The organism is Blautia sp. AF32-4BH, assembly GCF_003460565.1.
Classification (GTDB): Bacteria; Bacillota; Clostridia; order Lachnospirales; family Lachnospiraceae; genus Fusicatenibacter; species Fusicatenibacter saccharivorans.
In genome coordinates, this window is the sequence record NZ_QTVL01000011.1 from 1 (window position 1) to 24,833 (window position 24,833).

The 24,833-nt window shown below is 48.3% G+C and carries 21 protein-coding genes; 20 read left to right on the plus strand and 1 reads right to left on the minus strand.

The genetic code is table 11. The features are described from left to right. The first annotated feature begins 19 nt into the window (after positions 1–19). From DWZ44_RS13080 to DWZ44_RS13170, 20 genes are all read left to right on the plus strand, one after another. Positions 20–1,804, plus strand: coding sequence for a recombinase family protein (locus DWZ44_RS13080; protein WP_243002088.1), 1,785 nt, complete (start codon positions 20–22; stop codon positions 1,802–1,804). A gap of 161 nt (positions 1,805–1,965) precedes the next feature. After that, entirely contained in the window at positions 1,966–2,901 is a 936-nt protein-coding gene (locus DWZ44_RS13085) for a carbohydrate kinase family protein (RefSeq protein WP_055265602.1), read from the plus strand. A gap of 12 nt (positions 2,902–2,913) precedes the next feature. Further along, positions 2,914–4,038, plus strand: coding sequence for a non-canonical purine NTP pyrophosphatase (locus tag DWZ44_RS19175; protein WP_082424539.1), 1,125 nt, complete (start codon positions 2,914–2,916; stop codon positions 4,036–4,038). A gap of 85 nt (positions 4,039–4,123) precedes the next feature. Continuing rightward, positions 4,124–4,675, plus strand: a complete 552-nt coding sequence (locus DWZ44_RS13095; protein WP_117805040.1) for a flavin reductase family protein — start codon at positions 4,124–4,126, stop codon at positions 4,673–4,675. Positions 4,676–4,813: 138 nt separating this feature from the next. Continuing rightward, a complete protein-coding gene (locus DWZ44_RS13100; RefSeq protein WP_117509934.1) occupies positions 4,814–5,131 on the plus strand; it encodes a PadR family transcriptional regulator in 318 nt (105 codons plus the stop codon). Beyond that, on the plus strand, positions 5,128–5,745 hold the full coding sequence (locus DWZ44_RS13105; protein ID WP_117509933.1) for a DUF1700 domain-containing protein: 618 nt from the start codon (positions 5,128–5,130) through the stop codon (positions 5,743–5,745). Before DWZ44_RS13100 ends, DWZ44_RS13105 begins: the two co-directional genes overlap by 4 nt. Then, positions 5,742–6,671, plus strand: coding sequence for a DUF4097 family beta strand repeat-containing protein (locus DWZ44_RS13110; RefSeq protein WP_117805041.1), 930 nt, complete (start codon positions 5,742–5,744; stop codon positions 6,669–6,671). Before DWZ44_RS13105 ends, DWZ44_RS13110 begins: the two co-directional genes overlap by 4 nt. Before the next feature lie 327 nt (positions 6,672–6,998). Continuing rightward, positions 6,999–7,976: a LacI family DNA-binding transcriptional regulator gene (locus tag DWZ44_RS13115; RefSeq protein WP_022461553.1), complete on the plus strand. Its 978-nt coding sequence runs from the start codon at positions 6,999–7,001 to the stop codon at positions 7,974–7,976. Positions 7,977–8,227: 251 nt separating this feature from the next. Further along, positions 8,228–8,383: a hypothetical protein gene (locus DWZ44_RS18250; RefSeq protein WP_158565053.1), complete on the plus strand. Its 156-nt coding sequence runs from the start codon at positions 8,228–8,230 to the stop codon at positions 8,381–8,383. 141 nt (positions 8,384–8,524) lie between these two features. Beyond that, positions 8,525–9,466 (plus strand): ABC transporter permease, encoded by a 942-nt coding sequence (locus DWZ44_RS13120; protein ID WP_022461554.1) that lies wholly within the window; start codon positions 8,525–8,527, stop codon positions 9,464–9,466. Positions 9,467–9,485: 19 nt separating this feature from the next. After that, positions 9,486–10,397 carry a carbohydrate ABC transporter permease gene (locus DWZ44_RS13125; RefSeq protein ID WP_082426161.1) on the plus strand — a complete coding sequence of 304 codons (912 nt, stop codon included), beginning with the start codon at positions 9,486–9,488 and terminating at the stop codon, positions 10,395–10,397. 124 nt (positions 10,398–10,521) lie between these two features. Continuing rightward, on the plus strand, positions 10,522–12,333 hold the full coding sequence (locus DWZ44_RS13130) for an extracellular solute-binding protein (protein WP_022461556.1): 1,812 nt from the start codon (positions 10,522–10,524) through the stop codon (positions 12,331–12,333). Positions 12,334–12,548: 215 nt separating this feature from the next. Next, on the plus strand, positions 12,549–13,946 hold the full coding sequence (locus DWZ44_RS13135) for a glycoside hydrolase family 32 protein (RefSeq protein ID WP_117805042.1): 1,398 nt from the start codon (positions 12,549–12,551) through the stop codon (positions 13,944–13,946). A gap of 32 nt (positions 13,947–13,978) precedes the next feature. Next, on the plus strand, positions 13,979–15,346 hold the full coding sequence (locus DWZ44_RS13140; protein ID WP_199608698.1) for a glycoside hydrolase family 32 protein: 1,368 nt from the start codon (positions 13,979–13,981) through the stop codon (positions 15,344–15,346). 26 nt (positions 15,347–15,372) lie between these two features. Continuing rightward, the gene (locus DWZ44_RS13145) at positions 15,373–16,887 is read left to right on the plus strand and encodes a serine hydrolase domain-containing protein (RefSeq protein ID WP_117805044.1); all 1,515 of its coding nucleotides are present in this window, start codon (positions 15,373–15,375) and stop codon (positions 16,885–16,887) included. Between the two features lie 180 nt (positions 16,888–17,067). Beyond that, positions 17,068–18,552, plus strand: coding sequence for a hypothetical protein (locus tag DWZ44_RS13150; protein WP_117805045.1), 1,485 nt, complete (start codon positions 17,068–17,070; stop codon positions 18,550–18,552). 142 nt (positions 18,553–18,694) lie between these two features. Beyond that, positions 18,695–20,056 (plus strand): MATE family efflux transporter, encoded by a 1,362-nt coding sequence (locus DWZ44_RS13155; RefSeq protein ID WP_055226900.1) that lies wholly within the window; start codon positions 18,695–18,697, stop codon positions 20,054–20,056. Further along, entirely contained in the window at positions 20,053–20,835 is a 783-nt protein-coding gene (locus DWZ44_RS13160) for a threonine/serine exporter family protein (protein WP_055226708.1), read from the plus strand. Before DWZ44_RS13155 ends, DWZ44_RS13160 begins: the two co-directional genes overlap by 4 nt. After that, positions 20,832–21,287: a threonine/serine exporter family protein gene (locus DWZ44_RS13165; protein WP_117761736.1), complete on the plus strand. Its 456-nt coding sequence runs from the start codon at positions 20,832–20,834 to the stop codon at positions 21,285–21,287. The genes DWZ44_RS13160 and DWZ44_RS13165 overlap by 4 nt, the downstream gene beginning before the upstream one ends. Before the next feature lie 45 nt (positions 21,288–21,332). Then, complete coding sequence (locus DWZ44_RS13170) at positions 21,333–22,112, plus strand: tRNA threonylcarbamoyladenosine dehydratase (protein WP_117805046.1); 780 nt, start codon at positions 21,333–21,335, stop codon at positions 22,110–22,112. A 92-nt stretch (positions 22,113–22,204) separates the two neighbouring features. Here DWZ44_RS13170 and DWZ44_RS13175 read toward each other — a convergent pair whose 3' ends face one another. After that, positions 22,205–24,637, minus strand: a complete 2,433-nt coding sequence (locus tag DWZ44_RS13175) for a GH36-type glycosyl hydrolase domain-containing protein (RefSeq protein WP_117805047.1) — start codon at positions 24,635–24,637, stop codon at positions 22,205–22,207. Positions 24,638–24,833 lie beyond the last annotated feature (196 nt).

Genomic DNA, 24,833 nt, shown 5'->3' on the forward strand with positions numbered 1-24,833 from the left:
TTATACTGCGAGGAAGATTATGAAGAATAAAAAGATTAAATGCGATATATATACCAGAGTATCCACAACCATGCAGGTGGATGGCTACAGTCTGGATGCTCAGAAAGAAAAACTCAAGAGATATGCAGAATTTCAGAATATGGAAATCGTAAATGAGTATTCCGATGAAGGTAAGTCTGGAAAGAGCGTAGAGGGCAGACCGGAATTTCAGAGAATGTTAGATAATATTGAGAATGGAACAGATGAGGTACAGTTTGTACTGGTGTTCAAGCTTTCCAGATTCGGTCGTAATGCGGCAGATGTATTAAACTCTTTGCAGAGGATGCAGGATTTTGGAGTGAATCTGATCTGTGTTGAAGATGGGATTGACAGCTCAAAAGATAGTGGAAAGCTGATGATTTCTGTTCTGTCTGCGGTGGCAGAGATCGAACGGGAGAATATCCTTGTTCAGACAATGGAAGGACGTAAGCAGAAAGCAAGGGAAGGAAAATGGAACGGCGGGTTTGCTCCATATGGCTATGAATTGGTAAATGGAGAATTGCAGATCGCAGAGGACGAAGCAGAGATTATTCGTCTGATCTATGATAAATTTATTCATACAAATATGGGAATTTCTGCGATTGCTGCATGGCTGAACCAGCATGGATATAAAAAGAAAAAACGACAGAATAATACACTGGACGCATTTGCCGCTTCATTTATAAAAGGCGTTCTGGATAATCCGGTATACTGTGGAAAGCTGGATTATGGACGAAGGAAGAATGAGAAAGTATCTGGTACAAGAAATGAATACCGTATTGTAAAGCAGGAAAATTATATGCTACACGATGGTATCCATGAAGGAATCATTTCAGAAACAGACTGGGAGCTGGCACATCAAAAACGGGAAAAAACAGGTGTGAAATATGAAAAGACACATAGTCTCGAGCATGAGCATATTTTATCCGGAATATTGAGATGCCCGTTATGTGGAAGCGGTATGTATGGGAATGTGAACCGAAAGAAAAAGAAAGACGGAACCTTATATAAGGATTATTTCTATTATGCCTGCAAACATCGTCGCCTGGTAGACGGTCATAAATGTGGATATCGTAAACAATGGAGCGAGGAGAAGATTAATAATGCAGTGGAAGAAGTTATTCGGAAGCTGGTGAAGAATCCTAAATTCGAAGAAGCAATTCTGAATAAAATCGGTTCAAGAATAGATACAGAAGAAATAGAAAAAGAGATTGAAGGATTAGAAAAGCAGCATAAGCAGCTGACAGGAGCAAAAGCAAGACTCGGACAGCAGATGGATAGTCTGGATATCATGGATAAATTTTATGAGAAGAAATATCAGGATATGGAGACAAGGTTATACCGTTTGTATGATGAGATTGAAGGCGTGGAGAACAGTATAGAAGAAGTCAAGAATCGCCTGCTGAATATTCAGCAACAGAAAATATCAGAAGAAAACGTCTATCAATTTCTTTTATATTTTGATAAACTATATGATAAGTTCACCGACCTGGAGAAGAAAGAATTTCTTAACAGCTTTGTAGAACAGGTGGACATTTATGAGCAGGAGCAGCCGGATGGCAGATTCCTGAAGCACATAAAGTTCCGCTTCCCGGTGTATTTTGGAGACAGGGAAATACAGGAACTTTGTTGGAACAACGAAAGTACCGTTGAGACGGTAGTCTTGATGTCAAAACAAAGAAATAAGGACCAGCTTCCAGGTCGAGACGGTGAAATCCGGCAACTCAACTCCCTGCGAGTGTATGGCCAATCAGAGGTCAGAGCGGATGGATTGTGTAGGAGTTGAGCGTTCTTCACTGTCTCAACTGTCGAGACAGTAGCAGAGAGCAGCAATGTAAAAGTGCCTTGCATTATTTGGATGCTGATAAGACAGAAATTTCGTGAAACAGACGAAGAGGCTTGTCTGAAAAAAGAAGGAATGAAAAAACAGGAGAGGAAAAAAGAAACATGGCAGTAAATAAAAATGGAATCGTAGTATTAGGAGCAGTTTTTGTGGATATCAAAGGTTTTCCAGAGGACATCTACGTCCCGGACGGCAGAAACGCCGGCCATGTCGAATACATCCACGGCGGTGTGAGCCGAAACGTGGTGGAGGATATCGCAAACCTGGAACTGCGCCCGACCTTCCTTGGAATCGCGGATAATACCGCACTCGGCGAGGATGTTGTGCGCAAACTGCAGCGCCACAAAGTCAATACCGAATACATGAAAGAAATCCCGAACGGTATGGGAACATGGCTTGCTGTCTTCGATCACAACGGTGACCTGGCGGGCTCCATTTCCCAGCGCCCGAACCTGATGCCGATTCTCGATATTCTGGAAGAAAACGGAGATGAAATTATCGAAAACTGCGATTCCATTGTGGCAGAGATCGATATGGACAAAGAGATCATCAAAAAGCTGGTACAGCTCTGTGAAAAATACGATAAAAAATTGTACGGCGTTGTCAGCAACATGAACATCGCAGTCAGCAGAAGAGATCTTCTGCAGAAATTTGACTGCCTGATCTGCAACCAGATCGAGGCAGGCGTTTTCTTCTCCGATGATTACAGCGAAAAAACACCGGCCGAGATGGAAAAGATTCTCGCCGAGCGTCTGAAAGCGGCAAATGTTCCGGCCATGGTCGTAACAATGGGCGGCGACGGAGCGGTTTATGCGGAAGCAGACGGAGAGAGCGGCTTCTGCCCGGCGCAGAAAGTACAGGTAAAAGATACAACAGGAGCCGGTGATGCGTTCTGCGCAGGTGTTTCCGCCGGTCTGACCTATGGAAAAACGCTTGGCAAGGCAGTTGAAATCGGTACGCGTCTTGCTGCATCCGTCATCACATCGTCGGAAAATGTCTGCCCGCGCTTCCGCCCGGAAGAGTTCGGCATCGAGGCATAGAAGGGGGCAGAAATGAAGTTACTGTACGGAACCGGCAACCCGGCAAAACTCGACGCGATGCGTCACCGCCTTGCCGGTCTTGGGATTGAGCTGATCGGGCTGAAAGATCTTGGCGGTGTTAAGCAGCCAGAGATTATCGAGGATGGAAAAACGCCGCTGGAAAATGCCAGGAAAAAGGCGGAGGCGTATTTCAACGCGCTTCATATGCCGGTGTTCTCCTGTGATTCCGGTCTGTATTTTGACAACGTGGCAGAGGACGACCAGCCCGGCGTCCATGTGCGGACCGTGAACGGAAAGTATCTGTCCGATGAAGAAATGACCGCGCATTACGCCGCCCTTGCAGAAAAGTACGGCGGCCTGACGGGACGCTACAAAAACGCAGTTTCGCTGATTCTTGATGCGGACCACCGCTATGACGCGATGGACCCGTCAATGGAGAGCGCTCCTTTCCGCATGGTCAGCACACCCCATCCGATGAGCAAAAAAGGCTTTCCGCTCGACCGTCTGTCGATCGATCTGCGGACCGGAAAATATTATTACGATCTGAATGAGCAAGAAGCCGCGCTCGATCAGCTTGCCGTGGAAGACGGTTTTCTGCAGTTTTTTGAGCGGGCAATGGAGGAATACCATAAAATGGAACGATATGAACTTCGAACCATCCGCCAGGATGAAATGGAACAGGGCGTTGCCATTGAGCTGGCGTGCTTTCCGCCGAATGAGGCGTGCTCCGAAAAGAGCATGCGCGAGCGGGTGCAGTACGCGCCGGAGCTGTTTCTGGCGGCAGTAGACAAAGAAACCGGAAAAATCGCCGGAACGCTGAACGGACTTGCAACAAACGAGACAAAATTCCGTGATGCCTTTTTCGATGAAATCAGTCTGTACGACCCGAAGGGAGAAAACGTCATGCTGCTGGGTCTCAGTGTCCTGCCGGAATACCGCGGCCAGGGAATCGCCCGCGCGCTGATGGAAGAGTACAGCCGCCGGGAACAGAAAAACGGAAGAAAACAGCTCATTCTGACCTGCCTGCAGGATAAGGTGGAGATGTACAAAAAGATGAATTTCCGCGACGAGGGAATCTCCGCATCCACCTGGGGCGGCGAGGAATGGCATGATATGACGAGAAAATTAAACGATTAAGAAAATTTGCAGAGAAAATCTCTTATGTTAAAGTTTGCTGTAAGCGTTATAATAAAGAAAATCAAGCAAAACAGGAGGAACAACCATGAGCAGAATAAATTTTGGAGCAAAACCAAACATGTATCCACTTCCGGTTCTGATTATTGCAACATACGACAAAGATGGCACCCCGGATGCCATGAATGCTGCATGGGGTGTAGTCACAGATTTCAATGAGATCTCCATCAGCATGGGCGACCACAAGACAACAGACAACCTTGCCGCAACCGGTGCCTTCACCGTCAGCATGGCAACCGAGGATACTGTTGTTGGCTGCGATTACGTCGGCATCGAGTCCGGCAGAAAAGTTCCGGATAAATTTGCACGCGCCGGTTTCCATGCAACGAAGAGCGAATTCGTCAACGCGCCGCTGATCGACGAGCTTCCGATGGCACTGGAGTGCAAAGTGAAAAGCTTTGACAACGGCATTCTGGTCGGCGAGATCGTGAACGTCTGCGCAGACGAGAGCGTTCTGACCGACGGAAAGATCGACCCGAAAAAACTGAAACCAATCGCCTTCGACCCGGTCAACAACACCTATCTCGCCATGGGCGACAAAGTCGGCGACGCATTCGGTTCCGGAAAAGCCCTGAAATAAACACAGATGATGACATGACAGCGAATATGTAAAAATTTTATATATTCTCCTTGACAAACCACCTCCATCGTCTTATGATATGTATAAATTATATATATAAATATTTTACATATCAGAAACTAACGGAGGTGGTTTTTTATGTATTTTCCGGTATCAGCACTGCTGATCGAATTTATGATCCTGTCGATTGTGAATCGGGAAGATTCTTATGGATATGAAATCAGCCAGACGATCAAACTGGTTGCCGACATCAAAGAGTCGACACTGTACCCGATCCTGAAAAAACTGGAAAAGGCGGGCTACGTGACGACGTATTCCGCAGAGTACCAGGGCAGAAAACGGAAGTATTATTCGATCACAGAAGCAGGAAAAACACAGATGGCGTACCTGCAGGGCGAATGGAAGTCCTACCGTGACACCATTGACGACATTATCGTGTGGAGGAAAAAAGAATGACGAGTGGGGAATATCTGAAACAATTGGAAAAGTATCTGAGGAAGCTTCCGCAGAGCGACTATGAAGATGCGATGGAATACTTCACCGAGTATTTTGCAGATGCCGGTCCGGAAAATGAGCAGGCCGTGATCAAAGAACTCGGAACACCGAAACAGGCAGCCGCCGAGCTGATGCGGAATCTTCTGGACAAAAAAGTAGATGAACGCGAGGCAATGGAAAAGGAAGAAAAACGGAAAGAGAAGAAAAAAACGACAGGCGCCAACATCGTCTGGATCGCGATTCTCGCCCTGTTTGCAGCCCCGGTCGGAGCCCCGATTCTGATCAGCATTCTCATCGTTCTGCTCTGCGCGGCCCTCTGTGCGGCACTGCTTGATATGAGCGTTTTTCTGATTGCAGTTGTCGGCGTGGCCGCCGGAATTAAAATGCTGCTGCGCGGCATTCTGGCAGTTACGGTTTCCTTCGGCGGATTCTGCTTTATTACCGGAATGGGCGTTTTCATGCTGGGAATCAGTATTCTGTGCGCAGTGTTCGGCGTATACTTTGCAAAATGGATGGGACGGCTGTTCGTGTGGTGTACACGTAAGGTAACGAAAAAAGGAGGAAGCAGATCATGAAAAAATGGACAAAAACAGCATTACTGACAGGATGTGCCTGCTGTATTGCCGGTGCAGTGCTGATGTTCAGCGGATGGGCAAGCGGCGGAAAAGCATACGCGGAAACGTATGATCTGAATGCGATGAGCGGTTCTGCGAAGAAGGAAGACGGCATTTCCACACAGGAAAAGATAAAACTTGATGATTTTGATGAACTGCAGGCAGACCTTACGATCGGCGACCTGAACATCCTTCCGTCCGGTGACGATTCCTGTTATCTCGCCTGGCGGATTCCGTCGAAAAAAGGAGAGAATGCAGTGGAATATCGCGTGCGGGACGGTGTTCTGAGCATCGAAGAGACAAGCGCAGTGTCCGATACGATTTACATTAATATTGACTTTACGGAAGAAATCTTAAGTGGCGGTAAACAGTCGGAAACAGGAGTGATTCTGTATGTACCGGAAAAGAAGGTACTGAAAAAAATAGAGGTAACGATGGGATTCGGTGATGTGCAGATGAATGGCATCCAGGCGGAAAGCGGAAGACTGCAAAATGCGGATGGAGATATCACACTTTTCGGATGTGACATGCAGAATATCAAATGCAAAGCAGATTACGGTGATGTGGAACTGAAGAGCGGAACGTGGGAGAATGGGTCGATCACGCTGGAGGATGGCGATGCGAAAATCCAAAATACGAAGCTTTCCGGAGACGTGTCGGTGGAAAACTCCTACGGCGATATTGAACTTGAACTGGGTAAAAAAGATCTGGAACGGCTGGAAATTACGGCAAAGACAGATTTTGGGGAGATCGATGTACCGGATACCATGGAGAATCTGATGCAGAAAGAGGAGGACGAGCAGAGCTTTTCTTATGTACCGGATCAGGCTGCGGGCAGAATCACACTGATGACAAAGGATGGTGATATCTCGTTGGAAAACGATTAAGCGTTTGTGACTGTTCAGGGGCATATGAAATTCCAGAAAAATCGCAAAGCATGCCCGCATGAATGAGCGTTTTTGGAAAATAAGACAAAAGTGACAAAAACACAGGAGGCTGTTTGGATGGTTTCACCAGAAAAAGGGAAATGATCCAAACAGTCGCTTGTTTTTTGTACTTAAATTTTCAGCTTTTAACTTGATTTGTAGATTGCGGTGCTTTAAAATAAAAGTAATAAAGCGTTGTGGAACGGGCTCCACAGACCGGCAGCGGGGGAAAAGCCGGAACGAGTCAGAGAAAACAGCCCAGTGTCAGAATAGGAGTTAGGAGAAACTATGGCAAGTATTAGAGATGTCGCGATCAAAGCGGGAGTAGGAATCGGAACGGTATCCCGTGCACTCAATGGGAGCGGGTATATTTCCGATGAAACAAAACAGAAGATCATGCAGGCAGTGGAGGAACTGAACTATAAACCAAATGAGCTTGCCCAGAACCTGTTCCGCAACAAGTCCGGTTTTATCGGAATTGTTGTTAAGAATCTTTCACATCCGTTTATGGCATCTCTGGTGAAACATGTCGAGAATAATCTGTACACCAATGGCTACAAGTGCATGCTCTGCGAGGTTGGGGACAATCCGAACCGCATCGAGGAATTTGTGGAAATGCTGCAGCGAAATGTCATGGACGGCATTATCTGCTGTGCGGATATCCCGTCTTCTGTCAGCCTGGCGGAAATTCACCGTCCGATTGTCATGATTGACCGCTACGTCACCGAAGGGATTCCGTGTATACATTCCGACCATAAGCGCGGCGGTGAGCTTGCGGCGCAGGCGCTTTTGAGCGCAGGATGTAAGAATGTGCTCTATTTTGCATCGAGTGCAACAGAGCGTGGTTGCTCCATGGATCGTTACCGACGGTTTGCGGAAGTCTGCAAACAGCATAAATGTAAAATTACAGCGATTGATGCCGGAAGCAAGATTCTGAATTTTCAGAGCGGCCCGACGATCTGGAAAAAATACATCAGCCATTTTGATGGAATTGATGGACTCTTTACAGCCGATGTCACAGCGGCAGCGTGCATGAAGATGCTGCAGAAAAAAGGGATTAAGATTCCGAAAAAACTGAAGGTGGTTGGCTACGACGGCCTGGATTTTACCCGCTTTTTGACACCGGAGCTGACGACGGTCTGTCAGAATGTGCCGGAAATCGCAAAGCGGAGCGTGGACACAATCATCCGCATGATTGACGGAAAGAAGATTGAGGAGATGGAGCAGATTGTGGATGTGACCTTCCGAAAAGGAGAAAGTACCTGAAGATAACAAAACAGGGAATTACCGAATTTTGCATCATTTTCCGGGATTGCGATAGAACAGAAGAAGAACAGATATCAGAGACACTCGATCTGAAAAGAAAGGGTGTCTCTTTTTCATGTATAAAATAAAAATGAAATAAAACCAACTTATATACGGCAAAAGGGCAGAAAGACTGAGCAAAAGGATATGAAATCGCTGCTGAAACAGTTGCAATTGTCGAAAAAATAGTGAAAAACGGAAAAGTGGAACATATGGAACAGGAAAAGCATGGAACAGCGGAACATGTGGAACAGGAGAATGGGAGAAGAAAGAAGATAAGTGTGAATTTTATGAAAAACAGGATGCATATTGCACAAAAACACAAAATAAAAATTGTGAAAATATTGAAAATGACGAAAAAATATTGATGATTTGTTGACATTGGGCGAACTGCGTACTATGATACAGGTATGGAACAGGTTCCACAAGGCAAAGTGCCAAAACGGAAACGATGCAAATGTGGAACGAAAAGCGGTTGGTAAAGCTTTTAGAGAAATAAGGAGGGAACTATGAAGAAAAAAACGTCATCGCCGAAAACGGCAGAAAGTGGAAAATTGAAAAAAGCGCTCTCGTGCTGGCAGCTGTACATCCTGCTGATTCCTGCACTGATCTGGCTGATCGTTTTTGCTTACTATCCAATGTACGGCCTGATCATCGCCTTTAAAGATTTTAAAGGCCGCATGGGAATCATGGGAAGTCCGTGGGCAGATCCGATCTTCAAGTATTTCAAGATGTTCTTCAGTACCAGTATTGCCATGACGGCAATCAAGAACACGATCGTCATCAGTCTGGAGAGCCTGATCATCGGATTCCCGATTCCGGTTATCTTCGCACTCTTACTGAACCAGGTACAGAGAAGCGGACCGAGACGAATCATCCAGACCATCTCCTACGCACCGTACTTTATGTCAAACGTAGTTGTAGTCAGCCTGATTTCCGTACTGTTTTCCGCAAACGGTCTTGTAAACCACGCAGTTATGGGAGCCGGCGGAAAAGCAATCATGTTCACCAGCCTTCCGGAGTACTTCCGCAAACTCTTCATCGGAAGTAACATCTGGCAGACGATGGGATTCAACGCCATCATCTTCATCGCAGCACTGACCGCAATCAGCCCGGAATATTACGAAGCAGCAACGATGGATGGTGCTTCCAGATTTCAGAAGATCCTTTACATTGATTTACCTCTGATTATGCCGACCATCATCCTGATGCTGATCCTTCAGGTAGGTAACATTATGAACGTGGGATATGAGAAAGCTTATCTGATGCAGAACGGTACCAACACAACCGTCAGTGAGATCATTTCGACATACGTATACAAAGTAGGTCTCCAGACCGCACAGTACAGTTTTGCGACAGCCGTTGGCTTATTTAACTCCGTTGTAAACTTCATTATTCTGGTTATCACAAACGCAGTTGCAAAGAAGACCAGCGATATCAGTATTTTCTAAGAGTCAGGGGGCTTGAAAAATGGCAAATAATAACACTGTGAAAAAGAAAAAAGTAAAAATGAGTACGGGAGACAAGGTCTTTACCGTGATCAATACCGTCATCATGATCCTTGTCTGTATTGCAATTGTATATCCTCTGTATTACGTGCTTCTGGCATCTGTTACAGACCCGGTTGTTGTAAGCTCCGGTAAAATTCTTCTCTATCCGGAAGCGTGGTACACCAACGGATATGAAACCACACTGAAATACCAGCCGCTCTGGACCGGCTATGCAAACACCATCAAATATACCGTATTAGGAACGCTGATTTCCCTGGTCTGCACCATTCCGGCCGGCTATGCACTTTCCAGATACGATATGGTAGGAAGAAAACCGATTATGTTCCTGTTCACCTTCACGATGTTCTTCAGCGGCGGTATGATTCCGATGTACTTAACCGTACAGCAGCTGCACATCTACAACACAACATGGGCTATGGTCCTTCCGGTAGCAGTGTCCGCTTACAACCTGATCGTATGCCGCTCCTTCTTTGAAAGTGGTATTCCGGTCGAGCTTCTCGAAGCAGCAAAAATCGACGGCTGCAGCGATTTTGGATTCTTCTTCAAAATTGCAATTCCGCTGTCGAAAACGATCATCGCAGTTATGTGTCTGTTCTATGCAACCGCAATGTGGAACCAGTTCTTCAACGCACTGATGTTCCTGCAGGATGACAGCAAGATGCCTCTTCAGGTCGTTCTTCGAAACTTGGTACTGATGAACCAGTCCAACCAGATGGGAAGTAGTGCTTCTGAGATGGTAACAAAACAGAAACTGGCTGAGCAGTTAAAATACTGTGTCGTAGTTGTTTCCGCATTCCCGCTTCTGTGCGTATATCCTTTCCTGCAGAAATACTTCGCAAAAGGTGTTACGATCGGTGCAGTCAAGGGCTGATGCAGAACAGAAAATTTATTGTTGCAGAATTCATGGATATAGCAGACATGGTTTATGTGTAGGAATACAAAAATACTAACGTATTTCACTGCCGGAAAAGGCAGCAAAATAAAGGAGGAACAATATGAAGAAAAAAATCGTATCCGTATTACTGGCAAGCCTTATGGTAACCAGCATGCTCGCAGGCTGTGGAAACAGCTCCGGCAGCTCAAGCAGCTCCGGTGCAGGAAGCACAGGAGGAGACACCACCTCTGCATCCGGTACAGAAGCAGGTGACACAGGTCTCACAGCAGAAGAGCAGGAAGCAGTAGATGAGGGAATCATCCAGCTCGACGGTACCCTTCCGATCATCAAAGATCCGGCAAAATTCGAAGAGAAATACGGAAAAATTTCCGCTCTGATCGTAAACTCTGCAGACAGAACTGTAGAAGTAGGCGACCTGGCTATGTGCCAGAAATGGTTCGAGGACACAGGAGTAGAGTTTGACTGGCAGCCGATCCCGCAGGAGAGCGCAACAGAGAAAATCAATCTGATGCTTTCTTCCGGACAGGATCTTCCGGATGTATTCTGGAACTTCGGCGATGGTAAATCCGGAAACACCGTAGTTCAGTACGCAGACCAGGATGTATTCCTTCCGACCGAAGGCCTGATCGAAGAGTATATGCCGAACCTGAAAGCATTCCTCGATGACAATGAGCAGTATCAGCTTGAGATCACCGCTCCGAACGGCCATAAATATGGATTCCCGTACGTAGAGGAAATGAAAGGTCTTGTATTAACACCTGGACCATTCGTGATCAACAAAACATGGCTGGATAAAGTAGGCAAAGAAGTGCCGACAACCGTAGACGAGTGGGTAGACTGCCTGAAAGCAATCCGCGACGGCGGCGATCTGAACGGAAACGGCGAAGACGATGAAATCCCGATGGCAACCTGGTTCGGCGCAACCGATACCTTTGGTTCCTACAACCTGTTCTATCGTTTCACAGGTGCATTCGGATGCGCTGACTCCTACTGCGGAGGAAACTCCTATGCGGATCACTTAAGAATGGTTGACGGAAAAGTTACGTTCACTGCAACAGACGAAGCATTCAAGAAAACAGCAGAATTTTTCAACATGCTGTATGAAGAAGGACTGATCTGGAACGGTTCCTTCGAGGCAGATGAAAGTATGTCATTCAAATCTTCTCTGATCAAAGAGAATGTTGCAAAGATCGGTTCCTTCGGTGTTTGGGGCGATCAGGAAATTACAAACCAGGAAGTACATGATCAGTACGTAGCAGTTCCGAGACTGCAGGGCGAAGACGGTATGACCGGTTTCGAGTGCAACTACTCTGAGCTGCAGGATTCTTCCGATACAGCAATCACAACGACCTGCAAATTCCCGCACGTTGTTGCAAGATTTGTAGATTACATGGTAGGCGATCCGGAAATCTCTGTTACATCTAACTGGGGCGCAATCGGATACAACTATGAGAAAGACGAAGACGGCGTTCTTCGTACACCGCTCGATGAAAACGGAAACTACAAACCTCTGAATCCGGAATATAAGAACTTTGGTGAGGCTCGTGTAAACTCCACAACCTGCCGTGGTTCTATGATCGTTCAGAACGAGTACTATGACACCGTTTGCGGCTACACCTTCGATGCTGTAAAACTTCTCGAGATGCAGAAAGAAAACGGTAAAGATGACATCATGGAAGAGTATGACACCATTCCGCGTGTTCTGATGACCCAGGAAGAGATTCAGCGTCTGGCACAGATTCAGCCGACCGTCTCCGATATCGTTGACCGTTACATCACTACATGGGTAACCGGCGGCGTTGATGATGCAAGCTGGGAGTCCTATAAGACAGAGCTTGAGGGCGCTGGTTTGAGCGAACTGGTTGAGATTTACCAGGGCGCAGTAGATCGAGCAGCTTCTGCAGCAAACTAAAAATCGGGCGAAAAGCGATTACGAAAAAACAGTAACGTAAACGATTTGCAATTAATGTTCTATAACTAAAGAAATTCCAAATGTGGCCATGTTGTATCCCATATAACATGGCCATATTTAAAAAGAAGATTATTTCGTTCTTATTTCTTTTTTGTTGAAGTTCCAAATGGAAAAAGATAAAATAGGAAAAGAGAGAACAGGAAAAGAGGGATCCTATGAGTAAACAGGGAAAAAGAGATTTTAGACCGAACATTCATTTTACACCGGAGAAAAACTGGAACAACGATCCGAACGGACTGATTTATATCGATGGTATCTGGCATCTGTATTATCAGCATAACCCAAATGACGTTGTATGGGGACCGATGCACTGGGGTCATGCAGTATCGAAAGACCTGATTCACTGGGAGCATCTGCCGGTCGCCCTGTACCCGGATGAGATCGGAACGATGTACTCCGGAAGTATGGCATACGATGAAAATAACACCAGCGGATTTGCGAAATACGGTGAGAAACCGATGGTGGCTGTCTACACGGCGCACAATATGGAAACGGGCCTGGAGCAGCAGTGTATTGCATACAGCCTGGATCAGGGAAAGCATTTTGAAAAATATTATGGCAACCCGGTGATCGAAAACCCGGGCACACCGGATTTCCGTGATCCACGCGTCTTCTGGAATGACAAAAAGGACTGCTGGAGCCTTGTTCTGGCATCCGGCGACCACGCAGAGTTTTACGCATCCCAGGATTTGAAAAACTGGAAGAAAACAGGCGAGTTCGGTGTCGGTGTCAATAAAGTGCCGACCGTATGGGAATGCACCGATCTGATCCGTGCTAAAACAGGAAATGAATTTGACGGATTCAAATGGATTCTGATAGTCAGCATGATACATCCGGGAACCGAAGGCCGTGCCAATATACAGTATTTCGTCGGCGATTTTGATGGAGATACCTTCCAGTGCACCGAGATCACAGACGAGCCGCTGTGGATTGATTTCGGATTCGACAACTATGCCGGCGTAACGTATGGAAACTACGACCGCCCGGTTTACCTTGGATGGGGGGTTAATCCTCTCTACGCGAACTTTGTTCCGACCGGTGAGTATTCCGGTCTGATGACACTGCCAAGAGAACTTTCGCTTTGTGAGACCGATGAGGGCTACCGCCTGAAAACAAAACCGTTCGGGATCGATGAGTACCGTGCGGGTGCCTTCCCGATCGGAAATCAGAAGCCGCTGCTGACCGAGAGCTTTGGACTTCTCGTGCAGGGCAATTTCGGAAGAATTGCACTGAAAAACAGCAGAGGTGAGGAAGTAGTCATCGAAGTGACGGTGGACAGCATCACGGTGGACCGCTCTAAGAGCGGCGACCTTAGTTACTTTGATGATGTAGATCCGAAGCTCTTCAAAAAAGAGGATCTGCTGGTATCTACAACAAAACGTTACATGCGCGGAAATGTCAACATGGAGATTATTTTTGACGTTTCCTATCTGGAGATTTATGCAGATGGTGGTCTGGAGACCGCTTCCGTATGCGTTTACCCGGATGCTCCGTATCAGGTGGTTTCCACAGACGGAGATCTGGAAGTAAAAATGTACACCATTAAAAAATAGGGGATATGTTTATTTTGGGAGGTTTTACAAAAATGATGAAAAAAAGAGATTATAGACCGAAAATCCATTTTTCGCCGGAAAAAGGCTGGATGAATGATCCGAATGGCATGGTTTATGTAGATGGCGTGTACCACTTCTTTTATCAGAAGTACCCGTATGATACCAGCTGGGGACCGATGCACTGGGGCCATGCAACATCACGCGACCTGATTCACTGGGAGCATCAGCCGATCGCACTTTATCCGGATGAACTGGGATTTATCTTTTCGGGAAGTGCTGTGTATGATACGCAGAATTCTTCTGAGTATGGTACCAATGAAAACCCGCCGATCATTGCTATTTATACCAGCCATCACAAGGACGGTTTGGAACAGCAGAGTATTGCATACAGCAATGATAAGGGCCGGCATTTTGAAAAGTCATATCTGAATCCGGTCATCAAAAACCCGGGAATTTCCGATTTCCGTGACCCGAAAGCGTTCTGGAATCCGGTCAGAAGATGCTGGAGTCTTGTTCTTGCAGCGCAGGACCGTGTCTTCTTCTACGCATCCCAGGATATGAAAAACTGGGAGAAAACAGGAGAATTCGGACCGGAAGGAAATCATGTGAAGGGGGTGTGGGAATGCCCGGATCTGTTCCCGATTGAGTATAAGGGGAAAAATGTATGGGTTCTCGTTGTCAGCATGACGAAAGCTTCCGAAGATGACCACTGCAAAATGCAGTATTTCCTGGGTGATTTCGATGGAGAAAAATTCCTCTGCACCTATCCATCCGATGAGCCAAGATGGCTGGATGAAGGCTTCGACAACTATGCAGCCGTTACATTCCAGAATGCGAAAGATGTTCTGCTGATGGGATGGGGTATGAACTGGCAGTATGCAGCACAGACTCCGACAGAAGAGTACTGTGGCCAGGCAACCCTGGCGAGAAAGCTGTCCCTGACAGAAGTAGATGGTGCGCTGACCCTCGTGGTTGCTCCGGCCGGACTGGAAAAATTTCGCCACAGCAGCTATCCGATCGAGAATCATACAACGATCCGCACAGAGACCTTTGGACTGAAGGTTTCCGGAAAAGGAGATGCGAAAATTTGCCTGAAAAACTCAGTAGGACAGAAATTGAAGATTTATGTAACTGACACCAAAATCACGGTTGACCGTACCATGGCGGGCTACAAAGAATTCAGTGAGCACTTCATGACGGAAAAATATTCCATCAGCACCGCAGCGAGAAAGAAAGACGGAGCATGGAATCTGGAGCTTGTTTTTGATGTTTCTATTCTGGAACTGTTTGCTGAGGACGGCGTAGATGCTATTTCCACAGTGGTTTATCCGGAGACACCGTACGACCGTGTAAGCTGGAAGGGCGATCTTTCTGTCGAACTTTACGAAATTGATGCATAAGGGCTGCGAGAAAGGGGAAAAGCAAAATGGGATACTTTAAAGATGTGACACCGGAATCAGCTGGAATCAGCTCCAAAGGAATTTTGAATTTTCTCGACCGGATGGAAGAAAGCCAGATTGAGCTGCATAGCTTTATGGTGATCCGCCATGGACAGTGTGCAGCGAAGGGCTGGTGGAAGCCGTATGATGAAAAATTCCGTCATCCACTGTATTCGTTCAGCAAATCGTTGACAGCAACGGCGATTGGTTTTGCCGAGCAGGAGGGAATCTTATCGCTGGATGAGAAAATTGTCGATATCTTTCCGGACCTGCTGCCGGAAAATCCATCCGAAAATCTCAAAAAAATCACGCTGCATCACCTGCTGATTATGGGGTGCGGCCACGAGACGGAGATTATGGACAATTCCGAAAACTGGATTTCTACCTTTCTTCATCATCCGGTGCTCCATGAGCCGGGAACGTTTTATAAATACAATACAGCCGGAACCAACATGCTGGCTGCCGTTCTGAGGAAAAAAACGGGACAGAACGTCACAGAGTTTCTGAAATCCCGTCTGCTGGAGCCGCTTGGCATCACATCCCTTACCTGTGCGTTGCTCGGAGACGGAACGGAGCTCGGTGGAGGCGGTATGAAGATGGTGACGGAGGATATGGCAAAATTCACGTATTTTCTGTCCAGACAGGGTGAGTGGGAAGGAAAGCAGCTGCTTCGAAAAGACTGGTTTGAACGCGCCTGCCGCAAGCAGATTGAGACGGAGGGCGATTCGGAAGGCCACGTAAAAGACTGGGCGCAGGGCTACGGCTATCAGTGCTGGATGTGCCGTTATCCGGGCTCCTTCCGCGCAGATGGTGCGTACGGTCAGTTCGGCGTTGTGTTCCCGGATCTCGATCTGATTGTGATCCTGACAACAGCAACAGAACAGACGCAGGAGGAGCTGAGTGCACTGCAGGAGGAACTGATCCCGTATGTGAAGAAAGAGGCAGGAGAGCTGCCGCCGTCCCCACTTGCCGATGCAGTAAAAGCGCGTACCGCAGATCTGGCTCTGCCGCCGCGCAGAGGAACGAGAAATCCGTTTATGGAAGAAAAGGTAAGTAAGCATGTTTATGTATCTGCCCCGCTGATGGGGAACCAGCAGCTGCCGGATTCCGCAGAAATTCTGATCGGCGGAAGCGGCCTGTTTTCGCTGGAGACAAGCCCGATTCAGGAGATGCGATTCGCTTTTGGCTGCGATAAGATGTACTGGAAAGTACAAGAAGGCGGGAAAGAAAAGGAATTTGTCCTCTCCATGCGCCGGGATTTCGCCTATAGTGAAGCGGATGGCCATATTTATGCTGGTTCTGCCGCATGGCGTACGCTAAATACGCTCGAGATGGAGATTCGGCGGATGGACGGTTTGAGTGGTGGCCGCATGATTGTCAGATTCCAGAAGGAAAATCTTCTGTTGGAGGCAGAGGATACGCTGATCAGTGTTGGTGGACTCGGAATTTCACCGCGTCAGGTACTGACTGTGTTTGGGATAAAAGAAGATGAAATAGATTGAAAGAGAGAAAAACCGGCGGAATTTTCCGCCGGTTTTTACATAACTGTGTGAAAATCCTGTAAAAAGAGGGAAACAATATGTAAAGTCCGAGAGAAGAATTGCCAATTTTTTCTGAATATGGTAAAATTTTGATTATCTTGGAAAAAGATCGACGCAAAAGATAAAGATACAGGAGACTCTATGTCAGTTTTTTCAGATTTATTATCCGAATATATCACCATGAAGGATGTCGGGGTTTACCCGCTTTCGCAGTTCTGCGGACTCGATCGTTCTTCCATGTATAAGATCATCAATGGAAAACGAAAACCGGCCGGAGAGGATGTTGTGCGCAAGATGGCGCAGTTCATGCAGCTGACGCCGCAGGAAAAAATAGATTTCATGAATGCGTTTTACATTGCCCGGATGGGTGCGGAAGTTTATTACCGACGCAAATCAGTCGGAGAACTGATTGAAACGTTCAGCTGCCGCGAGGGGAAAAAGGAATATATCTTCCATGAGGCGGAGATTGCAAAACTGGAATTGAACGGGGGGAGCGGAGAGATTCCCTTTCGGGGCGCAGTGCATGTGCGGCATGCAATTTTGCAGCTGTTTTTCGGTGAAGCTGTAAAAGAAGACGGAAAAATTTCCGTTCTGGTCCAGCCGGACTTCGATTTTGCCATGGAACTTCTGCAGGTATTCGGGGAACAGAACCCGAATTTGACGATTCAACATCTGTTCTGCATGAACAACAACGAGAAGATGGTTTCGATGCGGAAAAATTACAATCTGAGCTGTCTGCAGAAGATTCTGCCGATCTGTGCCTGTGGCTGTGATTACCGTGCCTGGTACTACTATGACAATGTGGCGGCGCGGCTGAATGAGTTCCGTCTGTTCCCATATCTCATTCTGACGGAACACTGTGCACTTGCATTCAGTGCCGATTACCAGGATGCAATTCTGTTCCGGGAGGAAACGACGCTGCGGATGATGCGTGAGATGTTTAAAGGCTATTTAAAACAGTCGGAACCGCTGTTTGAACGTCTTGACACGGTGCAGTCCCAGCTTGGCTATACGGAAACGCTGATTCGTCACTTTGTTGCGTCAGATTCTCCGCGGTATTTCTTTCAGAGAATGCCGTGTCTTTCCGGCCTTCTGACAGCAGAAATGCTGGAGCGCCATCTCGTAAAAGAAATGCCGGGGCGTGAGCAGATGATACGGGCGGTTGCACAGTACGCAAAGGTGATGCAGACACAGGTGCTGGATAAAAAAACGACGATGTTTTTCTCAGAGGATGGCATCAAAAGTTTCCTGGAAACGGGGCGCGTGGATGAGTATCCAAAAGAATGCTATTCTCCGCTGGACTTTGACGAGCGTATCGCCCTGATCCGCCGCTTTCTGGCGCTGCGGGATCGCGCAAATCTTCGTATGATCCGGGAAACGAAAGAGAGAGCAGAGCATGCGCTGAATATTTCGGTCAATGCAAACGAGGGCTATCTTCTGTTCCAGACGCGGACAGAGCGGCTGATTTACCTCGGTATCCGGGAGCCAAGCGTTCTTATGGCATTCTACGATTACCTGGAATCCATGAGGCCGGAAGAACTCTGCACGGAAGAGGAGATGCTGGAACGTGTCGAAGCCATTCTGCATGAATTTGTGGCTTGTCATTCCAGAGAAGGTTCGATATAATAGAAAAAAGGATATTTCCAAACCGGTCATCTCGGGTGAGTTCCGGTGTGTGTCTGCTGAAAAGAAGGCTGGACACACACCGGGCGGAAACCTGTGGATGACCGGTTTTGACTGTACGAAAAAGAAATGGGGGTTTTTACGAATGAGTGCAGAAAGTAAGACAAGAATGACGGAGGGCAGCATTTCGAAAAAGATGATTCTGTTTGCGATTCCGCTGTTTCTTGGCAATCTGTTCCAGCAGTTGTACAACACGGCTGACTCACTGATTGTAGGAAATTTTCTGGGAAGCAATGCGCTGGCAGCGGTCAGCTCTTCGGGCAATCTGATCTTTCTGATGGTTGGTTTTATTAACGGTATCGCAATGGGCGCCGGTGTCGTGATTGCAAGGTATTACGGAGCGAAAAACCGGGAAGATCTGCAGAAAGCGATCCATACGACCGTGGCGTTCGGCCTGGCGGCCGGTGTAGCGCTGACTGTGCTTGGCATGTATCTGGCGCCGAAAATCCTTGTGCTGATGGGAACACCGTCCGATGTCCTGCCGCAGTCCGTCGAATATTTCCGTACCTATTTTGCAGGATCTCTTGGTTTTATCATGTATAACATTTTCGTCGGCATCCTGCAGTCCGTTGGCGACAGCCGTCACCCGCTGATCTATCTGATCGTATCGTCGTGCATCAATGTTGTGCTCGACCTGCTTTTTATCGGAGGGCTTGGCATGGGGGTCGGTGCGGCGGCGCTTGCAACGGTCATTTCCCAGTTCACAAGCGCGATTCTCTGCATGATCCATCTGCTGCGGACGAAGGAAGAGTATCGTCTTCATATCCGCAAAATCCGTTTCGACGGCCGGGCGCTTGGCGAGATTATCCGCAACGGTGTGCCGTCCGGTTTCCAGAACTCGGTTATTTCGATCGCAAACGTTTTCGTGCAGACGAACATCAATGCATTCGGGAAAATGGCGATGGCAGGCTGCGGTTCATATGCAAAAATCGAGGGTTTTGCATTCCTTCCGGTTACATGCTTTACGATGGCATTAACGACGTTTGTCAGCCAGAATCTCGGTGCAAAACAGTATGACCGGGCGAAAAAAGGAGCGCGGTTTGGCATTCTCTGTTCCATTACCATCGCCGAGCTGATCGGGTTTGTGATCTATGCGGCCGCACCGACTTTGATTGCGGCGTTTAACAGCGATCCGGCCGTTGTCCATTACGGCGTGATGCAGGCGAGAACGATTGCACTGTTTTATTTTCTGCTGGCGTTTTCTCATTGCATCGCGGCTGTGCTCCGCGGTTCCGGGCACGCCGCGGTTCCCATGGTTGTCATGCTCTGCGTCTGGTGCCTGTTCCGCGTCAGCTACATTACCGTGACGGTCCGGCTGATCCCGGATATCCGCGTGATTTTCTGGGCTTACCCGCTGACCTGGAGTATCAGTTCTGTCATTTTCCTGTATCTGTTTTTGAAAGGAAAATGGGTATACGGTTTTGAAAAAGGAGGAAAACAAAGATGAACGCAGAATCGACGAGAGAAGCGCTTGATGTGGCATCGCTGGCGGGAGACATCCTGCTGGCGAGCGGCGCGGAAATCTTCCGTGTGGAGGAGACGATCGACCGCATTGCGCGGGCGTATGGCGTTGACTCCAGCGATGCGTTTGTGTTGAGCAGTGGTATTTTCCTGACAGCTGAGAGCGGAAAAAAGCAGGAATTTGCCCGCGTGCGTCACATTCCGCTGTCGGCGGCGCGGCTCGACAAGGTAACGGCAGTCAACCAGCTCTCCCGTGAAATCGAGGAGGGTCTGCACATGCCGAAGGAGGCGAAGGCCTGGCTGCTCGATATTCAGCGGATGCCGGACAAACCAAGATGGCACCAGGTGCTTGCATCCGGTGTCGGAAGCGCCTGCTTCTGTTTTCTGTTCGGCGGCGATGTGGTGGACAGCATGGTAGCGTTTCTGTCGGGCTTTGTTCTGTATTTCTATCTGCTGTACCTGCTGCGTGGCAGAATGTCAAAGATTGCGACGAATATTTCCGGCGGCGCGCTTGTCACGCTGATTGCCGTTTTTCTGTATCAGGCGGGGATCGGCCATCATCTGGACAAGGTTATCATCGGTTCGATTATTCCGCTGGTGCCCGGTGTCAATTTCACGAACGCCATCCGTGATATTGCGGATCAGGACTACATCGCTGGTTCCGTGCGGATGCTCGATGCGCTGCTTGTGACATTCTGTATTGCGCTTGGCGTCGGACTGATTATCACAGGATATCATCAACTGGCGGGAGGGCTGCAGCTATGAGTGATACCATTCGTTTAATTGCGGAATTTTTTGCAGCCTGCGTCGGAACGATTGCGTTTGCGCTGCTGTTCCAGGTGCCGCGGAAATACTACCTGTACTGCGGACTGGCAGGTGCCTGCGGCTGGATCTGCTATAAACTGATCCTCCCGCATACGACAGAGCCGGTGTCCATCTTTTTTGCAACGGTGCTCGTCATCCTTCTGTCGCGCAGCTTTGCGGTGTACAAGCGCTGCCCGGTAACGGTATTTCTGATTGCGGGTATTTTCCCGCTGGTGCCGGGAAGCGGCATCTACTGGACTGCTTTTTACGTGGTAACCAATGATCTGGAGCGCGCCGGTGCAAGAGGATTTCTGACACTGAAGGATGCAGTTGCGATTGTGCTTGGCATTCTCTTTGTTTTTGAGTTTCCGCAGAGCTGGTTCCGTAAGGTGTTGACAGACAAAAGCAAATAACCTATTATTGTAGTAGAGATTATAAACAAGGAGGAAGGAAAACAAATGGCATTAAATCAGTTTTCCAGAACACAGCTTCTGCTCGGACAGGAGAGCATGGATCTTCTGGCGAATGCAACCGTTGCCGTTTTCGGTATCGGCGGCGTGGGCGGCTATACCGTGGAGGCACTGGCAAGAAGCGGTGTCGGCCATTTTGTGCTGGTAGACGATGATAAGGTCTGCCTCACCAACATCAACCGTCAGATTATTGCGACGAGAAGCAGTGTCGGAAAATATAAAGTAGACGTAATGAAAGAACGCATTCTGGATATCAATCCGAAAGCGGAGGTAGAGGTATACAAATGCTTTTATCTGCCGGAAAATGCGGACGATTTTGATTTTTCGAAGTATTCATACGTGGTGGATGCTGTTGATACCGTGACAGCGAAGATTGAGATTATCATGCGCGCCAAAGCGTGCAATGTGCCGGTCATCAGCTGCATGGGAGCTGGAAACAAGCTGGACCCGACGAAGTTCCGCGTGGCGGATATCTATAAAACGAACATGTGTCCGCTGGCAAAGGTCATGCGGCGTGAGATGAAAAAACGCGGCGTGAAGAAACTGAAAGTGGTCTATTCAGAGGAAAAATCCCTCCGTCCGCTTGAGGATATGAGCATCAGCTGCCGGACAAATTGCATTTGTCCTCCGGGAGCTGCAAGAAAATGCACGGAGCGGCGTGATATCCCGGGCAGCGTAGCGTTTGTGCCGTCCGTAGCAGGACTGATTCTGGCGGGAGAGGTCATCAAAGATCTTTCCGGTGTCAGAGAGAGACGGCAGCTACCGTAAGAAAACATAAGAATAAAAGGGACGAGCCCCGGAAAAGCAGTTGTGCTTTCCGGGGCTCGCCTTATGTTTATGGAGATTTGAAATTTGAAAAATTACATTACGGCAACAACATCATATTCGGTGCAGCCTTCGGTGAGCGGAATCAGATTTCCTTCTACTGCGGTTCCGTTTACCGTGAGGGAAGAAATACCTTTCTCCCTGTGCTCCGGATTCTGGAAGGTGATGTTATACCATGCACCGCGGAAGTATCTGCGGATCTTGAACTCTTCCATATCGGACGGAATACACGGATTTAAGGAAAGTCCGTCGTAATCCGGCTGGATGCCGAGGATGTACTGGGAAACATTGACAAAAGTCCATGCGGCAGTACCGGTCAGCCAGGAGTTCTTTGCCTCACCGAAGTGAGCAGCGTCTTTTCCGGCGATCATCTGAGAGTAGACGTACGGCTCGGTGCGGTGGATCTCGCTGATGTCCTCAATGTAAGCCGGGCAGATCTTGCGGTACAGGTCAAATGCGCGGTTTCCGTGGCCGATAACGGTCTCAGCGATGGAGATCCATGGGTTGTTGTGGCAGAAGATACCAGCATTCTCTTTGTATCCCGGCGGATAGGAGGAAACCTCACCAAGATTCAGGTAATACTTGGTGTAAGCCGGCTGCAGAAGAACAACGCCGTACTTGGTTTCCAGAATGTTCTGGACAGAAGTCAGGGCTTTTTCTGCCAGTCCTTCTTTGACACCGATTTCAGCAAGAACACAGAAGCCCTGCGGCTCGATATAGATCTTGCCTTCCTCACATTCCTTGGAGCCGACTTTTTCACCTGCAGCGTCATACGCACGCAGGAACCACTCGCCGTCCCAGCCTGCATCGAGCACTGCCTGGTAAACTTTTTCGACTTCTTTTTCTGCGTAAACAGCTTCTTCCTCATTGCCTCTGCGGCGGCAGATGGCTGCGTACTCTTTGCCGTATTTCACGAACATAGCGGCGATGAAAATGGACTCAGCAACCGGTCCCTCGGAAGGTCCTGTCGTCTGGAACGGTTCGCCCGGCTCTGCAGAGAAGCAGTTCAGGTTCAGACAGTCATTCCAGTCTGCACGGCCGATGAGCGGCAGTTTGTGCGGTCCGAGATGGGTTACGGTAAAGTCGAAGGAACGTTTCAGGTGCTCCATCAGAGGCTGTGCCTTGGTGGAATCGTTGTCGAAATCAACCTGCTCGTCGAGAATAGAGAAATCTCCGGTCTCTTTGATATAGGCGGCACATCCGGCGATCAGCCAGAGCGGGTCATCGTTGAAGCCGCTTCCGATATCCATGTTTCCTTTCTTCGTCAGTGGCTGGTACTGATGGTATGCGCTTCCGTCTTCAAACTGGGTAGCGGCAATATCGAGCAGACGCTCTCTTGCGCGATCCGGGATCAGATGAACGAAGCCGAGCAGATCCTGGCAGGAGTCACGGAAGCCCATGCCGCGGCCGGTGCCGGACTCAAAGTAGGATGCGGAACGTGACATGTTGAAGGTAACCATACACTGATACTGGTTCCAGATGTTGACCATGCGTCCCAGTTTTTCATCTGCACAGGAGAGCGCATATTTTGCCAGCAGGCCTTCCCAGTAGGAAGCAAGCTCTGCAAGTGCTGCGTCAACCTGCTCGTCGGTCTGATAGTGGGAGAGCATCTCTTTTGCCGGTTTTTTGTTGATCACGCCAGGAGCTTCCCATTTGTCATCCGCTGCATTCTCACAGTAGCCGAGAACGAAGATAAAGGAGCGGGACTCGCCTGGTTTTAAGGTAACGTCGATGTGGTGGGAACCGATCACACCCCATCCGCTGGCAACGGTGTTGCCTGCAGTGCCGCGCAGAACGGTCTCCGGGCGGTCATTTCCGCGGTAAGCGCCAAGGAAAGCGTCGCGGTCGGTATCGTATCCGTCGATCGGGCAGTTGACTGCATAAACAGCGTAATGTCTGCGGCGCTCGCGGTACTCAGTTTTGTGGTAAATCTCAGAACCCTGGATCTCAACTTCGCCGATGCTGAAGTTTCTCTGGAAGTTGGTCATATCGTCCACGGCGTTCCAGAAGCAGAACTCTACAAAAGAAGTCAGAGTCAGTGTTTTTTCTTCGGTGCTGTTGTTGGTCAGCATGAGACGGTTTACTTCGCAGGAATCTGCCAGCGGAACAAAAGCGGTCAGTTCAGCGGCAACTAAGTTTTTGGAAGAAACAAAGCGGCTGTAGCCAAGGCCATGATGGCACTCGTAGGAATCGAGCGACGTCTGGGTCGGCTGCCAGCCCGGGTTCCAGACGGTATCGCCGTCCTTGATGTAGTAGTAGCGTCCGTTCTGATCGAGCGGCGTATCGTTATAACGGTAACGGGTCAGACGCAGAAGTTTTGCGTCCTTGTAGAAGCTGTATCCGCCGCAGGTATTGGAAATCAGAGAAAAGAAGTTCTCAGATCCCAGATAGTTGATCCACGGAAGCGGAGTCTTCGGGCTTGTGATGACATACTCTTTTTTCGCATCATCAAAATGTCCAAATTGCATGTGTGATACCTCCTTCGTCGTACAATGTAATTTCATTATACAGCCGAAAAAAGAAAAAACTAGCAAGAATTTGCTAAAAATATAAAAAAACGCCGAAACCGTTTTCGTGACAGTTTCGGCGTTTGTGGATATTCACGAATTGTTCCGCGATTCTGCAAATATTCGGAATCCGCTGGCGCTACTTCCTCATGTTTGG

Bases quoted from the DNA above. Each gene is read 5' to 3' on its own strand.
- DWZ44_RS13080 (WP_243002088.1), top strand. From the start codon at position 20: ATGAAGAATAAAAAGATTAAATGCGATATATATACCAGAGTATCCACA.
- DWZ44_RS13085 (WP_055265602.1), top strand. From the start codon at position 1,966: ATGGCAGTAAATAAAAATGGAATCGTAGTATTAGGAGCAGTTTTTGTG.
- DWZ44_RS19175 (WP_082424539.1), top strand. From the start codon at position 2,914: ATGAAGTTACTGTACGGAACCGGCAACCCGGCAAAACTCGACGCGATG.
- DWZ44_RS13095 (WP_117805040.1), top strand. From the start codon at position 4,124: ATGAGCAGAATAAATTTTGGAGCAAAACCAAACATGTATCCACTTCCG.
- DWZ44_RS13100 (WP_117509934.1), top strand. From the start codon at position 4,814: ATGTATTTTCCGGTATCAGCACTGCTGATCGAATTTATGATCCTGTCG.
- DWZ44_RS13105 (WP_117509933.1), top strand. From the start codon at position 5,128: ATGACGAGTGGGGAATATCTGAAACAATTGGAAAAGTATCTGAGGAAG.
- DWZ44_RS13110 (WP_117805041.1), top strand. From the start codon at position 5,742: ATGAAAAAATGGACAAAAACAGCATTACTGACAGGATGTGCCTGCTGT.
- DWZ44_RS13115 (WP_022461553.1), top strand. From the start codon at position 6,999: ATGGCAAGTATTAGAGATGTCGCGATCAAAGCGGGAGTAGGAATCGGA.
- DWZ44_RS18250 (WP_158565053.1), top strand. From the start codon at position 8,228: ATGGAACAGGAAAAGCATGGAACAGCGGAACATGTGGAACAGGAGAAT.
- DWZ44_RS13120 (WP_022461554.1), top strand. From the start codon at position 8,525: ATGAAGAAAAAAACGTCATCGCCGAAAACGGCAGAAAGTGGAAAATTG.
- DWZ44_RS13125 (WP_082426161.1), top strand. From the start codon at position 9,486: ATGGCAAATAATAACACTGTGAAAAAGAAAAAAGTAAAAATGAGTACG.
- DWZ44_RS13130 (WP_022461556.1), top strand. From the start codon at position 10,522: ATGAAGAAAAAAATCGTATCCGTATTACTGGCAAGCCTTATGGTAACC.
- DWZ44_RS13135 (WP_117805042.1), top strand. From the start codon at position 12,549: ATGAGTAAACAGGGAAAAAGAGATTTTAGACCGAACATTCATTTTACA.
- DWZ44_RS13140 (WP_199608698.1), top strand. From the start codon at position 13,979: ATGATGAAAAAAAGAGATTATAGACCGAAAATCCATTTTTCGCCGGAA.
- DWZ44_RS13145 (WP_117805044.1), top strand. From the start codon at position 15,373: ATGGGATACTTTAAAGATGTGACACCGGAATCAGCTGGAATCAGCTCC.
- DWZ44_RS13150 (WP_117805045.1), top strand. From the start codon at position 17,068: ATGTCAGTTTTTTCAGATTTATTATCCGAATATATCACCATGAAGGAT.
- DWZ44_RS13155 (WP_055226900.1), top strand. From the start codon at position 18,695: ATGAGTGCAGAAAGTAAGACAAGAATGACGGAGGGCAGCATTTCGAAA.
- DWZ44_RS13160 (WP_055226708.1), top strand. From the start codon at position 20,053: ATGAACGCAGAATCGACGAGAGAAGCGCTTGATGTGGCATCGCTGGCG.
- DWZ44_RS13165 (WP_117761736.1), top strand. From the start codon at position 20,832: ATGAGTGATACCATTCGTTTAATTGCGGAATTTTTTGCAGCCTGCGTC.
- DWZ44_RS13170 (WP_117805046.1), top strand. From the start codon at position 21,333: ATGGCATTAAATCAGTTTTCCAGAACACAGCTTCTGCTCGGACAGGAG.
- DWZ44_RS13175 (WP_117805047.1), bottom strand. From the start codon at position 24,637: ATGCAATTTGGACATTTTGATGATGCGAAAAAAGAGTATGTCATCACA.